The sequence below is a fragment of the Polaribacter cellanae genome, from assembly GCF_017569185.1.
Lineage (GTDB): Bacteria > Bacteroidota > Bacteroidia > Flavobacteriales > Flavobacteriaceae > Polaribacter > Polaribacter cellanae.
Map to the genome: position 1 here is coordinate 3,710,682 of NZ_CP071869.1, position 15,346 is coordinate 3,726,027.

The 15,346-nt window shown below is 28.4% G+C and carries 14 protein-coding genes and 2 tRNA genes; 11 read left to right on the plus strand and 5 right to left on the minus strand.

The features are described 5' to 3' along the window. Window positions 1–9 precede the first annotated feature (9 nt). The 4 genes from J3359_RS16505 (at window position 10) to J3359_RS16520 (ending at window position 3,649) form a co-directional block, all read left to right on the plus strand. A complete protein-coding gene (locus J3359_RS16505) occupies window positions 10–573 on the plus strand; it encodes a hypothetical protein (protein ID WP_208078176.1) in 564 nt (187 codons plus the stop codon). A gap of 509 nt (window positions 574–1,082) precedes the next feature. After that, the gene (locus J3359_RS16510) at window positions 1,083–1,406 is read left to right on the plus strand and encodes a hypothetical protein (RefSeq protein WP_208078177.1); all 324 of its coding nucleotides are present in this window, start codon (window positions 1,083–1,085) and stop codon (window positions 1,404–1,406) included. 427 nt (window positions 1,407–1,833) lie between these two features. Beyond that, window positions 1,834–2,157 (plus strand): hypothetical protein, encoded by a 324-nt coding sequence (locus J3359_RS16515; protein ID WP_208078178.1) that lies wholly within the window; start codon window positions 1,834–1,836, stop codon window positions 2,155–2,157. Between the two features lie 130 nt (window positions 2,158–2,287). Beyond that, the gene (locus J3359_RS16520) at window positions 2,288–3,649 is read left to right on the plus strand and encodes a sigma-54-dependent transcriptional regulator (protein WP_208078179.1); all 1,362 of its coding nucleotides are present in this window, start codon (window positions 2,288–2,290) and stop codon (window positions 3,647–3,649) included. Here J3359_RS16520 and J3359_RS16525 read toward each other — a convergent pair. From J3359_RS16525 to aroC, 3 genes are all read right to left on the minus strand, one after another. Further along, complete coding sequence (locus tag J3359_RS16525; RefSeq protein ID WP_208078181.1) at window positions 3,642–5,480, minus strand: ATP-binding response regulator; 1,839 nt, start codon at window positions 5,478–5,480, stop codon at window positions 3,642–3,644. The two genes, J3359_RS16520 and J3359_RS16525, sit on opposite strands and share 8 nt — an antisense overlap. Further along, the gene (locus tag J3359_RS16530; protein ID WP_208078183.1) at window positions 5,464–6,063 is read right to left on the minus strand and encodes a hypothetical protein; all 600 of its coding nucleotides are present in this window, start codon (window positions 6,061–6,063) and stop codon (window positions 5,464–5,466) included. The genes J3359_RS16525 and J3359_RS16530 overlap by 17 nt, the downstream gene beginning before the upstream one ends. A gap of 283 nt (window positions 6,064–6,346) precedes the next feature. Beyond that, window positions 6,347–7,414 carry a chorismate synthase gene (gene aroC / locus J3359_RS16535; RefSeq protein WP_208078185.1) on the minus strand — a complete coding sequence of 356 codons (1,068 nt, stop codon included), beginning with the start codon at window positions 7,412–7,414 and terminating at the stop codon, window positions 6,347–6,349. 240 nt (window positions 7,415–7,654) lie between these two features. On the opposite strand from aroC, the gene J3359_RS16540 reads away from it, so the two are divergent. After that, window positions 7,655–7,739, plus strand: a tRNA-Ser gene (locus J3359_RS16540). A gap of 58 nt (window positions 7,740–7,797) precedes the next feature. Beyond that, window positions 7,798–7,871: transfer RNA gene (locus J3359_RS16545), tRNA-Arg, on the plus strand. 619 nt (window positions 7,872–8,490) lie between these two features. Here J3359_RS16545 and J3359_RS16550 read toward each other — a convergent pair. Together J3359_RS16550 and J3359_RS16555 are read right to left on the minus strand one after the other, a co-directional pair. After that, the gene (locus tag J3359_RS16550; protein ID WP_208076639.1) at window positions 8,491–9,789 is read right to left on the minus strand and encodes an IS1380 family transposase; all 1,299 of its coding nucleotides are present in this window, start codon (window positions 9,787–9,789) and stop codon (window positions 8,491–8,493) included. A gap of 224 nt (window positions 9,790–10,013) precedes the next feature. Next, a complete protein-coding gene (locus J3359_RS16555) occupies window positions 10,014–10,571 on the minus strand; it encodes a helix-turn-helix transcriptional regulator (protein ID WP_208078187.1) in 558 nt (185 codons plus the stop codon). Window positions 10,572–10,650: 79 nt separating this feature from the next. Between J3359_RS16555 and J3359_RS16560 the strand changes: the two genes are divergently transcribed. The 5 genes from J3359_RS16560 to J3359_RS16580 all read left to right on the plus strand — a co-directional run bounded on the left by J3359_RS16560 (window position 10,651) and on the right by J3359_RS16580 (window position 15,317). Continuing rightward, window positions 10,651–10,917 carry a hypothetical protein gene (locus J3359_RS16560; protein ID WP_208078188.1) on the plus strand — a complete coding sequence of 89 codons (267 nt, stop codon included), beginning with the start codon at window positions 10,651–10,653 and terminating at the stop codon, window positions 10,915–10,917. A 3-nt stretch (window positions 10,918–10,920) separates the two neighbouring features. Beyond that, window positions 10,921–13,005 carry a TnsB C-terminal domain-containing protein gene (locus J3359_RS16565; RefSeq protein ID WP_208078190.1) on the plus strand — a complete coding sequence of 695 codons (2,085 nt, stop codon included), beginning with the start codon at window positions 10,921–10,923 and terminating at the stop codon, window positions 13,003–13,005. 68 nt (window positions 13,006–13,073) lie between these two features. Next, on the plus strand, window positions 13,074–13,901 hold the full coding sequence (locus J3359_RS16570) for an AAA family ATPase (RefSeq protein ID WP_208078192.1): 828 nt from the start codon (window positions 13,074–13,076) through the stop codon (window positions 13,899–13,901). 34 nt (window positions 13,902–13,935) lie between these two features. Then, window positions 13,936–14,313: a hypothetical protein gene (locus J3359_RS16575; RefSeq protein WP_208078194.1), complete on the plus strand. Its 378-nt coding sequence runs from the start codon at window positions 13,936–13,938 to the stop codon at window positions 14,311–14,313. Between the two features lie 8 nt (window positions 14,314–14,321). Next, entirely contained in the window at window positions 14,322–15,317 is a 996-nt protein-coding gene (locus J3359_RS16580) for a head maturation protease, ClpP-related (protein WP_208078196.1), read from the plus strand. The last annotated feature ends 29 nt before the right edge of the window (window positions 15,318–15,346 follow it).

Here is a 15,346-nt window from a genome sequence, read left to right on the forward strand (position 1 = left end):
CATTTTTTAATGAATACATCTATAAACAAATCATTATCTTTTTTTTCGAAATGCTTAGTATTATATTTAGTTTTACTATTAGTAGAAGGTAAATACAGAATTGATTTTTTAAATAATCATTTTAATTCTAAATATATTAATATTATTAAGTTATCAAGTAATGTTAATATGATTATAACATCTCTTTTTGTTATTTTCATAATTATATTGATTTTAATTATTTGTTATTTTGTAATTGAAATTTTTGATTTTAACATTTCAATGAATTCTGTTATACAGGCTTTTGCTTTGATTACTTTAATTTTCACAGTATTTCAGTTTATAAGATTATTTATAGATTTTACAATGTTAAAACTACCGATCTCTAATCTGATAGATGATAACAGTTTTTTTGCTGAGCTTAAAACGACAAAATGGTTTCATTACATAACTATTTTAGACTATTTAATGATCTTAGTCGGAATATTTGTTTTAGGTTTAGAAATATATATTCAAGAAGAAAAGAAAAATAGTTTTGAAATTTTTTGTATTTCAGGAGTTTTCTTAATTTGCTACTCTGTAATTATGATTTAAAACCCTTTAAATCACTAAGTTAAAATCTATTCATATTAAAGAATGTGTTATCTCGTTTTCTTTTTTTTACTATTATAAAAAGAATTAATAAAGCCAATGTAAACTAATATTTTTTGTTCTCTATTTCTAAATTATTTATTAATCATATTCTTATCAAAAATTAATAATCTTGGAAAATCGTTTGTTTTAATTGATATCAATATTAGAAAAGATGTAATTAAACGTAAATAAAAGTTTCTAAAGAAATTTATATTTTTCTTACGATTTATGTATTAAAAGATATTAAGATTAGTTTTAGAAAAAAACATAAAACAGTGTATCTTTTACACACTTGATAAGTTTCTACACACAATTTTACACACAAAACTTTTATAAAAATAAGTTCTATTTTTTTTATTGCATTGATATTTAGAGCTTTATTATTTTTTATGGCATTTAATTATTCGCGGCATATTTTTTTCTATAAGATAATTGTAAATAATAAAAACAAACATTAAAAAATCAAAATCATGAAAAAATTAATTTTAACAGTAGCAATCGTAGCAAGTGGATTTTCAACTTTTGCTTTTTCAGATAACGTTTTACCAGTAGAAACTATTACAGTTTCTGTAGTTAAAGATTTTAAAGAAGTTGCTTTAGACAAATTGCCAAAAGCTGTAAGCGATGCTATAGCAAAAGACTATTCTTCTTCTACTATTAGCAAAGCTTATGTAAATGATAGCGAACAGTATAAAATAGAACTTAAAACAGCAGAAGTAGAAAGTACTGTTTACATCGATAAAGATGGAAATTGGTTAAAAGAAGCAGACATTGTAAATGATGAGAAAAAGTAGGTTTACCCCCTAAGTTTAGTTAAAAAGGATGTTTTTATATAAAAACATCCTTTTTTTATGCTTCAATTTTAAGATTATACAACCTTAACATTTAACAGATATGTTAAGATTTGTAAGTATAAAATATTTTAAGAAAATTACTTTCTTTAGTTTTTATTTTTTTATTGAAGTAATTCTTTTCCAAAATTTTAGAGTCTTTTAATTTGTTGCATTTTATATTATGATAGAGTACTTTTTACACAGTTTTTTCTGTGTTATACACATTTTTACACATAAAAATAATTAATAAATACACATAAATTATTTTATTTAACTGATAATTAAAGGTTTAATATTATTTATGTTTTTTAATTATTCTCGGCACGTTTATTTCTTTAAGATAAGCGTAATTAATAATTAAAATAATAACTATAAAACAATTAAAATCATGAAAAAATTAATTTTAACAGTAGCAATTTTAGCAGGCGGATTTTCAACTTTTGCAACACCAAACAATATTGTAAAAGCAGAAACAATTTGTGTAGTATCTATTGAAGGTTTTAAAGAAATTGCAGTAGATAAATTACCAAAAGCTGTTTTAGATGCAGTATTAAAAGACTATGCAAAATCAAAAATAAGTAAAGCGTATGTAAATGAAAGTAAGCAGTATAAATTAGAACTAAATACAGATGAAGTTATAAGTACTGTTTATATCGATAAAGATGGAAACTGGTTAGAAGAAACTGATATTATCGATAATAAAGAGAAGTAAAATAATTGGGGAATTTATTTTAACGATCACTTTAAAAAGGATGTTTTTTATAAACATCCTTTTTTTTATGCTTTTTTTGTAATTAAAAGTTATTTAATCTTAATATTTTTGAGCTAAAATTAAAAGCTTTATGAAACAGATACTATTAGTTGAAGATGATATTACGTTCTCTAAAATGTTAAAACATTTTCTAGAACGTAATAAATATGTAGTAGATGTAAGTTTTAATATGCGAAGTGCTTCAGCTCAATTAAAAAAAAATAATTACGATTTAGTTTTTACAGATTTAAGACTCCCAGATGGAAATGGAATAGATTTATTAAAACAAATAAAAGACGAAAACACCAATATTCCTGTTGTTTTGTTAACTAGTTATGCAGAAGTTTCTACAGCAGTACAAGCAATGAAGCAAGGCGCATTCGATTATATTTCTAAACCTTTAAACCCAGATGAAGTGTTAGAGGTGGTTAGCAATGCTTTAGAAATTAAAAAAGAGAACAAAAGTAAGGCTGCTAATACTTCTAAAAAAGAAAATAATACTTCAAACAAAAATAACAATACCAACTCTAAACCTGAATTTGTAAAAGGTATTAGTGCAGAGTCTAAAGTTTTAAATGAATATATAGAACTTGTGGCACCAACTAATATTTCTGTTTTAATAACAGGAGAAAGTGGTACTGGAAAAGAAGTTGTAGCAAAAAGTATCCATTTAAAAAGTACAAGAAGCGATAAGCCATTTATTGCTGTAGACTGTGGTTCTATACCAAAAGAAATTGCTTCAAGTGAATTTTTCGGACACAAAAAAGGTTCGTTCACAGGAGCCATTAATGATAAAATAGGGCATTTCGAAGCTGCAAATGGAGGTACACTTTTCTTAGATGAAGTAGGTAATTTATCTTATGAAAATCAAATACAATTATTGCGTGCTTTACAAGAAAGAAAAGTAAAACCTATAGGAAGTAGTAGTGAAATTATGGTAGATATTCGTTTGGTTACTGCAACAAATGAAGATTTATTAGAAGCTGTTAAAAAAGGAGATTTTCGAGAAGATTTATACCATCGTTTAAATGAATTTTCTATAAAAGTGCCTAGTTTAAAAGATAGAAACGACGATATAATTTTGTATGCAGATTTCTTTCTAGACAAAGCTAACAAAGAATTAAACAAATCTATAGTTGGCTTTTCAAAAGAAGTTTTAACGTTCTTTCAAAGTTATCAATGGCCTGGAAATCTAAGAGAATTATCTAACTTTATAAAAAGAGCCACTTTATTGTCGCAAGAAGATATTATAGATAAAAGTGTTTTGCCAGAAGAAATGCTTCAAGCGCAAAATAATACAAAGGTTCATAAATTTTCTACGAAAGAAAATGAAAAAGAACTTATTATTAGAGCACTAAAAGAAGCTAGTAATAATAAAACACAAGCCGCTAAATTACTACGAATTACAAGAAAAACACTTTATAATAAAATGAAGGAATACAGTCTTAATTAAGATAACTGGTTAAAGATTTTATAAAATTTTCTAAAGCATTTTTAAAGTCTGTAAAGAGTTTATTATCAATGCTTTTTGCGTTTTCAAAAGTTTCTAAAAAAGGCACTATATTTCTTGCGTCTAATTGTTTAAACATACTTAACATAGTATGGCTAATTAGATTAAATGTTTGTAAATCGCTATTTTCTTTTGCTTGTTTTAAAAGTAAAATATTTTTTTTTGTATCTTGTAAAAAAACAGCTAATGTTTTTTTAATGGCTATAGAATCGTTATTTAAAAATGTTTTTAGTGAAGTTATATTAAATTCGTTTGTGTGCTTATCATCATTAATTTTATATGTAGTTTTAGATTTTAAAAAATTAGAGCCAAAAAATTGATGTAAAATATTTTGCAGGTCAATAGCGCGAAAAGGTTTAATTAATACCTCAGAAAAACCACTGTTTGCATAATCGTCTTTAGATAAATGCAACCTTCCTGTCATCGCAATTATTGGCTGATTGTTATATGATTCTTGCTTTTTTAAAGTTTCCATAAAATGGATTCCATTCATTTTTGGAAGTTGAATGTCTGTTAACACAAAATCGTAAGGAATATCGTCAACAGCTTCTAAAGCACTTTGTGCATCGCTAAAAATATAGCTTTTAATAGCATATTGTTTAAGAAAATCTTTTAGTAGTTGCCTTATAGAGGCATCGTCTTCGACTACAATTGCATTTAAATTAAAAATAACTTCTGGCTTTGGACTCTCTGAACTTTTTATAGGCTCACTAGATATCTTTACTGGAATTTTTAGGGTAAATACACTTCCTTTAGAAAGTTCGCTTTTTAAAGTTAACGTACCATTTAATAATTCTGTTAGTTTCTTAGAAATGGTTAAACCTAATCCAAAACCGTTTCGATTACTTTTTTTAGTTGTATCTGCCTGTGTAAAAGCTTTAAAAATAGTTTTTTGCTGTTCCTTAGAAATACCTATTCCAGTATCGTTTACAGAGATTTCTAAAATTTGTTCATTACCATTCATCTTTAAAAAACTCTCTATAGTTATAGAGCCTTGCTTAGTAAATTTACAAGCATTTGTAATTAAGTTTGTTAGAATTTGTTTTATTCTAAAGGGGTCACTAATAATAGAATGGTTTAATTTTGAGCCATGCTTTACAGCAAACTCGATAGGTTTATTTTTAATTAAAGTTTTAGCGCTTAAAGTAACTTCATTAATTAGTTTTTTTAAATCAAAAGGAATAGATTCAAGCAAAGTTTCTCCACTTTCAAGTTTAGAAAATTCCATAAGATCGTTTACCAACTGTCCCATATATTTTGAAGCATTTGAAATATGGTCGATATAATTACTCTCTTTAGTGGTATATTTCGAGTTTTGAAGCAATTCGCTATAACCCGTAATTGTGCTAAGAGGTGTTCGCAAGTCGTGGCTAACCATAGAAATTATTTGTTCTCTATTTTTTAGAAGAGAGGATGTTTTTTCATTGGCTTTTTCTAATTGTTTTCGATAACGCTGGCTTTTCCAAAAATCATTTAAAAAGGTGATAGAAAAAAATATGATTATCAACATACTAAGCCCTGCAGCAAGTAAAATAATGTTTTTACTACGACTTAACGTTTTTTCTCTTTGTTTATTAATACTATTGTTGTAAGCAACAACATCTTTTTCTAAAGTATTTAGTAACTCTTGTAGTTTTCTTGAAATTATCAAATCATTTTCTATTAATTGACTTTCTTTTCTTAGTAAAGATATTCGTTGTTTTAAAGTTTCTTTTTGTGCTTTCTCCAACATGTTTTTGGAGATGGATATTAAAGAATCAATTTTTTTTTTCATCTAGAATAACAGTGTCTTTTTGATATCCGTTAATTATTTTATTATATTTTTCGAACTTTAAACGTGCTTGTAAATTTATAAAAGCAGGGCTTTTTATAATATCGTCCATAGAATCTTTTTCTAAAAGCGAATCTATGGCACTTAATTTATTTATTACAGTACTTATTGGGTCGTCGGAATTATAACTGCGTTTTAAGTTTTTTAAACTAGTAATATTTTTAAGTTTTTTATTGATGATAACCTTAATGCTATCAAAAATAAATTCTTGCGAAGTTTTTTTTGTAAAGTATTTTAACGAATCTATAGTAAGTAATAATCTTTTGTTTTCTTGACTATATTCTTTAAATTTTTTCGAAGAATTTAATTGAATGGCGGCTCTGGCTAAACTCTCGTTTTTATAAATATCTGCAATAAGACTTCCAACTTTTAAAATCTTATTTTGGTCTGTAATATCTTGTCCTTGTATTTTGGTAAAGGTTTTAATTTCAGACAATATCAAAAAACCAAAAACGGTCGCTAAAATACCAATTGTAATATAGCCAGCTAAGATTTTAAAAGTAATTCTATGTTTTGAAGTTTTCATATAAAGATAAGCGAAATTATAAAAATATTTACGTTTCTTTTTATACCTTAAAAACGGATAAGAGTATATTTTGTTGTTTAAATAGAGAATACTTAGAAAGTAAAATAGAATATAAAAAAACTCATTTTTATGTGAGCTGAAAATATTGTTATTTTTAGAAAAAAAATTAAAGCATAGTATAGTTTAATTTATTGCTTATAAAACAGGTGTTTTTTTTAATTCTGTAATTACCTAATATAGAAACAAGGTATTATAAAGTTTTATTTAGATATTAAAAAGAGATTTAGGATACAGTTCTTGTTTTGTTCAATAAATAAAAATCTGCTAAAACTAGTGCAGTCATAGCTTCAATAATTGGTACGGCTCTTGGCACTACACATGGGTCGTGTCTTCCTTTTCCTGTAATCTCTGTTACTTTATAATTAGAATTTATGGTTTGTTGAGAACTCATAATAGTTGCAACAGGTTTAAAAGCTACCCTAAAGTAAATGTCCATTCCATTACTAATTCCTCCTTGAATACCACCAGAAAGGTTAGACTGGGTGGAACCATCTTCATTAAAAACGTCATTATGTTCAGAACCTTTCATTTTCGCACCACAAAAACCACTACCAAATTCAAAGCCTTTTACAGCATTAATAGAAAGCATTGCTTTACCTAATTCTGCATGTAGTTTATTAAAAATAGGTTCACCCAAACCCACTGGAACATTTTGTGCAATACAAGTAATAGTTCCTCCAATTGTGTCTCCGGCTTTTCTAATTTCTTTAATTTTATCAATCATTTTTTCTGCTGAAGCTTCATCAGGACAACGAACAATATTATGTTCAGTTTTAGAAAAATCTAAATCTTGATACGGTTTATCAATAAAAATATTGCCAACAGAAGAAGTAAAAGCGTTTATACGAATATTTTTAATTAGTTGTTTTGCCAAAGCACCAGCTACAACCCAATTTGCGGTTTCACGCGCAGAACTTCTTCCACCACCTCTGTAATCTCTAACTCCGTATTTTTTATCATAAGTATAATCTGCATGAGAGGGTCTATACACATTTGTGTTATGGTTGTAGTCTTTACTTTTTTGATTGGTGTTTCTTATAACAAAACCAATAGAAGTTCCAGTTGTTTTTCCTTCGAAAATTCCTGATAAAAACTCTACAGTATCTGGTTCTTTTCTTTGAGTAACGATTTTAGATTGCCCAGGTTTACGTCTGTTTAATTCTTCTTGAATCGCATCAAAATCAACTTCTAAACCCGCAGGAAACCCATCTATAACTCCACCAATAGCAGTTCCATGAGATTCACCATATGTTGTTACTTTTAATAAGTTTCCAAAAGAATTAAATGACATTGTTTTTGCTTTTATTTAGATTACAAATATACTAAAGTGATTATTAGAATATTTGGTTTTTCTTTATTTATAATGATTTCTATATCTTTTAGTGGTAAAATAGTTGTTGATAATGAATAAGATAGATTGATAAAATAATTATATTCAAATAAGATAAAAAATAATAGCTTTTTTCTTTTATAGAGTTAAAAAAGCTTTATATATTTGCATCCGCATTCAGGGAATACCTGATAGACTTCTGGAGAAATGGCAGAGTGGTCGAATGCGGCAGTCTTGAAAACTGTTGACTGTAACAGGTCCGGGGGTTCGAATCCCTCTTTCTCCGCTAAGAAATTTAAACCCTTGTATATTCAAGGGTTTAAATTTCTTAAAAATATTAATTAGGGCTCTTAGCTCAGCTGGATAGAGCACCTCCCTTCTAAGGAGGCGGTCGAAGGTTCGAATCCTTCAGGGCTCACTTAAACTCTTGTTAACCTTTTGGTTTTCAAGAGTTTTTTGTTTTTAAAGGATCGAATAGCGGAGACTTAATTTATCTAATAAAATATAAAGACTTTTGTAGATTTGTTTATAGTTTGAGCTAATATAATCTCTGGGATTTCTGTTTCATTTTTTTGTACTACTTTTTTAAGAATATTTACAATAATGTTTTTTATTTTGATTTATAATAGGTTTTATTTATAACAGTTAACCCCCTATAATACTTTTTACTTTAAGGGAAACACCCCCAAAAAGGCGAAAAACCTACGGGAATAAAGGCTTTAAAGTAATTTTACTAAAAACAAAGTATTGAAACATCTTGACTATAAAGGTTAATTTACTGGAATTTTTGTACCATTGGCAACAAAAAAAACCACTACTTGCTACTAAAACAAAGGTATAATAATAAATTTAAGTTGAAAAAACACCATTTTAATTTAAGAGATAAAAACGCGTTTTTTATTACCTAAATATGAAGTGATACTTTTTTTAGGTTTTTGTGAAAAATGCTGAAAAGCTAATTAATAAAAGGTTTTTGGGAGTTTGTTAGTAAATAATCGCACCTAAATAGTATTAATAGCTTTAACCCGCATTATGCATTAGGAATAAACAAAAGGAGGACTTAAATTATTAATTTGGGAGAATAATCCGTCCATCCAAGGTCTTTTTTTAGTGTTCAAAGCAATCTTTAACACCTTTCTGTTAGCATGATTTACTGTCCAAGCTCCTAATGCAAAGCAATAGACTTTTAGGGTTTTTAAAGTTGCTCGATTATGATGATTTAAGGCAAAATGCCTAAACAAACTCATTAGGTTATAAGCCACCATAATGAATCTAAAGGAAGCCTCAGTTGCCCAAAAATTCTTTAAACAAAAGTTGTCCAATCCAAAGTCTTCTTTGAGTTCTTTGATTCTGTTTTCACAATCAGCTCTGGTGTTGTAGATATTCCAAACTTGGTCTAGGGGTAAATCTAGATTAGTTACATAGCAACTAAAACGATAACCAGGCAGATCATCAAAGAGTAATTTCCCTGCTGCTTTTGGACGATCTTCTACTTTCTTTTTTATGACAATATAGCGCCTTGACTTACCATCTGTATGGTTAAAAATCATCTCATTAAGCTCAATTCCTTTTGTGAGCTCTATCCAATTATCCAAACTCCAAACTGTATTTTTTATATTTGGATACATACGTGCTGCCATAATGTAATTGAGTTGTTTGCCTTCTAGATAATCTAATAAATCTTGTGTGTAAAAACCACTATCTGCACGAACTAAACCAACTCTTTTGTCCTTTAAAGCTTCATTGAAGGTTTCTTCCATAAACTCTTTACAGCTACTACTATCTGCTGTATTGCCTGGTCTTAACCAAGCATTGGCAACCATTCTGGTTTGGCTCACAAAGGCCATTAATGGGTGATGTGAGTTCCTGCCTTTTTTATTGGGATTATAACCTTTTGCGCTACCTTGTTGCTCTCCATATCTTGTAATAACTGTGCTATCAAAATCTATAGTTAAGTTGTCAACATCTAATTGCTTGAAAAACCAATGTTGCAACTTTGGAAATACTTCTGTATTGCGCTTTTGAGAAAACTTGCCAAAAAAACGACTATAGGTACTTTGTGAAGGCATACGATTCCATCCAAAAATTTCTTGCAATGCGCTATCATAACGTAACCAATCACAATGGATATAACGAGAGGCTCCTGTCCAAATACTCAACCAAAAAGCTTCAGTTATATGTGCAGGATTATAACCCGCATTAGAGCTTGGTTGAGGTAAATCTAATTGTGCTAGTTGTTCTCTAATTTCTGTTTGATCAATAAAACGCTTCATTAAGCTCATCCCTCCAAAAGGGGTGACTTTCTTACTTGAATACTCTATAGGGAGATTAACCATTTGGGTTATGTGTTAAATTCACTGTAAAGCTAATAATCGTAATCGTTTATACAAAATTTTAAATCATCTATTGCATAATTCAGGTTTAACTATATTTTAAAGATTAATCAATAGGTTAAATGTAAGAATATCAGCAATTTAAAAATAAGTATACTAAATTTTAAAAGATTAGGTGTGAAGCTTATAATTATTTAGGTGTTAAAATTAGGTGTGAATATGATTCTCTATTTTTTATAATACCTTTCTATCGATTTATAATTAAATGATGTAACGTTAAATAATGCAATTAGTGCTATACGGTAGCATTCACTTACTGTATTAGTTACTTTTTCCACAAACTCAAGATTTAACGTTTTATTTGATTCTCTTTGATAGAACTCTTTTATAAGCTCTTCGTATTTTGATGCTTCTACAAATATTTCAAATGAAGATAATACAAATTCTTTTTTAAGTTTTTTATCAGTACAAAATTCATCAATAGTTAATAATACAATTTCAACTTGATCTATATTAAATGGTATTAATGAAATTTGACCGTAAATAGAGTTATGAATATCATTTCCTTTGTATAATTCTTGACTTATTCCTGCATGATTATCTTCTATTAAATCACGTAATGACACTTCAAATAACTTCGAAATTTTCTTTGCCATACTCATTGAAAGTTCATTCCTGCCAAGTTCTATTTGGCTTATAGCACTTCTTGTAACACCTAATTTTACTGCGAATTCAGACTGTGTCAGGCTGTATTTTTTTCTAATCTCCCTTAAAATTAAACTCATTTCTTTGCTATTTAAAATAAAAATGTATATTTGTAGTGTCAAAATGATATTTAAAGTGTCAAAACTAACATTTACTACCATGCAAAATAACGAAAATATTATTAAAGTAGGAAACGCATTACCACATGGTTCTAAAAAACTAATTGCAGAACGTACTAATGTTACCCAAAAAACGGTAGGCGATTTTTTTAAGTGCAAAACGAAATGTAGAAGTACTACATATTTAAAAATTATGACTGAAGCAGTTAATATATTAAAGGAACTACAGGATAAACATTTAAAAGCTCAAGCTTTATTAAGCCTAAATAAAAAGTTAGCTGATGACATAAATAATCTATTCCAGTAATTAATGATAGGTTTTGTACCATATAAAGAAATATTAAGCTACGGAATTAGCGTTAATACCTTAAAAAACGGTTTATTTAACTTCCGTAAAGGTAAATCTCCATCATGGGAAAATATTAAAGATGCAAAAGATAAGCGTAAAATATTAATAAATTTAGATACCATACCAAAAGGAACGCGTACAAAATACAATATTCCAACCTCCGAAGATTACAAGAAACTACAAAGCAAAGATTTTTCAAATAATACAACCTTACTTGATGGGCCCAATGCAGAATACCTATTAAATGCCTACTCAAAAAACTATCAACAATACATAAACATTTATTGGAATAGATTAGCTTATTCATCAGATAAGCAAAATGAATTAGCAATACCTTATGCAAAAGAACACGCTTACTGGTTAGAAATGATTCATTTAACTGGCACTTTAGAAAAGGCAACTTATGGTAGCATTAAAAGAATGTTTAAAATTCATTTAGCACTTATCAAAAAAAGTGAAATTATACTACAATCAGAAGTAAGAAGTGCCATTCATTTTAAAGTAAAATTAACTGCTTTACGAAAAGCTTTATTAAAAGGCGAAACTGGTTTAGATGTTATTATTAACAATAGTTTAAAGCCAAATGAAGCAAATGTAAAAATAACAGATTTTCATAAAATGTTACTGCTTTCTTACTTACAATACGAGCAAATTTATTCTTATAGAGTGGTTACCGATTTAGTAAACCATCATTGCGAACTAAAAGGACTTCAAACAATTTCAGAAAGCTCTGTTAAGCATATTATGACGACTGATAACCAATTTAGAACGTTGGTAGATTCTTACAGATATGGTAAAAAATACTTTAGCGATACTATTTTACCTCATACAGTTAGAAATGTTACACAATTTCCTGCTAATGTATGGATGATAGACGGAACGCCGATGCAATTTTATTGTTGGAATTCAGACCGCACCAAGCAAGTAAGAATGTATTTATTTGCAATTATAGATGTTTGTAGTCGCAAAATAGTTGGTTTTGATATTGGTTATTCAGAAACTCGTTTTAACATCTTAAATGCGTTAAAATTAGCAGTTATGAGTGAGGGGTATTTACCCTCTCAAATAGTTTCAGACAATTTTAGTGCAGGAAAAACCGAAGAAATCATTGATTTAAAAAATCAAATGGCAAAATTAGGCGTTTCATGGCGTAATTCTAAAGTAGGTAATGCGCAAGATAAGAGTTATATAGAACGCTTTTTTGGTACGTTCCAATCTGTAGAATGTGCTTTATATGAAGGATATATAGGCGAAGGAATTACAAGTAAAAGGAATAACAGGCCTAATGCAGAATTTCTGCAAAAAATGGCAAAGAAAAACGGTTTGTTAATGCCTAACGAAATGAAAAGCCAAATTGCTACTATGATTGCAAAATATAACGAGCGTTCTATTGGTGGTCGCAAATCGCCTAATGAGGTTTGTAGTTCTTTTGATAAACCAAATGCAGTTCCTATGGATGCTGTTAGAACCGCCTTACTATTTTGGAGCAAAACCAGTACTACTATAAAGCGTGGTATGGTTAAGTTTAAAGTAAATAAAGTACAACATACATTCGAGATAAAAGAACACCAAACAAAGGCAGAATTACAAGGCAAAAAAGTAGCAATTCGCTACAATGAAAATGATTTAGATTGGATAATGTTATTTGATTACAACACAGATACTGCTATTTGCGAGTGTAAAGCTTCTATAAAAGCTGAACTTTTAGCACCAGAAGACCCAAAAAGTAAAGAAGTATCAAATATTATAAAATCCGAAGCCAAAAAGAAAAGTTACCACAACTATTTAAAGAACCAAACGCAAAAAATCATTGACAAAGGTTTAGAGCATGAAAATGAAGACAATTTAGAGCTTGTACATCCGCTATCATTACAAAAAAATCAAGTGAACACTAAAGAAAGTGAAGACTTTTTAGAACTCTATTACAATGAAAATGGTATTACAAAAGATGCTGAATATCAACTAACAAAAAAGCCAATTAAAACAATATTACACTCTGGTGTAAAAGATTTTGAAGAACTATTAATAAAAAAGAGTTCTTCATAAAAAGAACTCTTTTAAAATTGATATAAAGCAATATATCAAAATAAGTGTATTAATCTCAAAGCAAAAGTATGAAAAAACAAGTAATTCAGCAAGAAGTAAAAACGTTAGTTGAAGCGTTTTTAAAAATCAAAGAAGTAAGTCAGAATAAAATGGCTGAAATGTTGGGCGTAAGTCCTGCAACGATTACCAATTTACTAAATGAAAATTGGGAGAAACTAAATCAAAGTATGCTTTTAAAAATTAGAAGTTTTTTTGATACTAAAGAATGGGTTGCCATAGAAACCGCCAACTTTAGCACCATACAAAAGAGTTGCAACGAAGCTAAAATGTTGCATAAAATGGTTGGTATTATAGGTTATGCTGGAGCAGGTAAAACGTTGGCTTTACGCAATTACTATAACAACAATAGTAATACCTATATGGTAACGTGTTCAAGAGCTATGAGAACCAAACAATTTTTAAATGAAATTTTAAAGGGTTTTGGTGTTAATTTTTTGTCTTCTGATTTTGAAATGACTAAACGAATTATAGATGAAATGAATAAAAATAGCGGTACGCTTCTAATTATTGATGAGGCAAGTAAACTGTCAGAAAACGCTTTAATGTACATACAAGACATTTGGGATGGTGTAGAAGATAATGCAGGTATTGTTTTAGCAGGTGTAGAGTATTTGTACACAAATATTAAAAAGGCTTCTGATAAAAACAAAATTGGAATGCCCGAATTTTATAGTAGAGTAAGTTATTGGCAAAAATTAAACACACCTACGAAAGCAGAAATTAACACCATTTGTGAGCATAACAATATTACTGATGAAAAGTTAAAAAGAACACTTTACAGAGGTGCAAACTTTCGATTAATAAGAAATGCAATACAGAATTTAAAAACCATTTAAACCTAATTAAAACAACATTTAAAAGCTAAAAATTATGAGCGTACATATAGATACAAAAAACAAAAAAATAGTAGTAGAAATAGAGTATGATTTTCAACCTCAAGAAGACGTAACCTTAATAAGAGATTCAATTTTAGATTTAATTACACAAAGAAAAGAAGATTTTAATGATACCGAAACAATTTTTTGGGCGATTCATCTTGTAAAACAATTAGAGCTTAATGACGAACAATTAAAAAGGGCTTTTGCTGAACCTACAAGGGTATTAGAAGATTTAACAGCATTGAAGAAAAAGCATTTTGAAACTACAGAAGAATTACGTGTTTTGAAAGAAACACCACCAAAAGAATATTGGCAAAAAATACCAAATTTAGTAAAGAATGATTTAATTGAAATAGCTTCAAATCAATAATAAATACAATGAAAGAACTAACAATATACGGTCAAATAGGTAGAGAAATTACAGATGAAAGTTTTCTACAGGAATTAAAGAAAGTCCAGGGCGATTTTACTTTAAAAATAAACTCTCCTGGTGGAAGTGTTTTCCAAGGTTATGCAATCTATAATGCTTTAAAAGAACATAAAGGAAACATAACCGTTCATATAGATGGTGTAGCGGCTTCTATGGCTTCTGTTATCTGTTTGGCAGGTAATAAAATTGTAATGGCAAAAAATGCTATGTATATGATACATAACCCTACAATGAGCGCTCAAGGAGATAGTAAAGAAATGAAAAAAAGTGCTGATTTATTAGATAAAATAAAAAGCATTTTAATTGAGGCTTATTTTGAAAAAACAAGTATCAAAAAAACCAAGCTTTCTAAAATGCTTGATAAAGAAACGTGGTTAAATTCTGATGAAGCTTTAAAAAATGGTTTTATTGATGAAGTTAAAAATAATGTTTTAACAAAGAAAGTAAACAGTTTAGCAAACAACCCTAGCGAAATATTCGCCTGTTATGTAATTAATAAATCCGAAAATATGAACAAAGAAGTTTTAAAGTTATTAGACCTAAAAAAAGGTGCTAGTGATGAAGAAATCGTTAAAGCAGTTAAGAAACTGAAGAAACAAAAAAAGAAAGAAAAGAAAGGCGAAAAAGCTACAAAAGAAAGTATTGATGCCATATTAAATATGGCTGAAAAAGAAAAGAAAATTACGCCAAATTTAAGAGGACATTTTGAGAAAATGTTGAATTTAGATTATTCAGGAACCAATGATTTAATTAATGAAATGATAGGTATTAAAATTCCAATATCCGAAATGTTAGTTAGAGGTTCTAGTGCTAAAACACCAATTGAAAAAGATAAAAGTAAATGGGAACTAGACGACTACAGAAAATACGCTCCAAATGAGTTAAAAAGAAAACCAAAGTTGTACCAAGAGCTTGTAGCTAAAGCATTTCCAGACGAACAATAATTAATACGAACATAAATATTTTAAAAAAA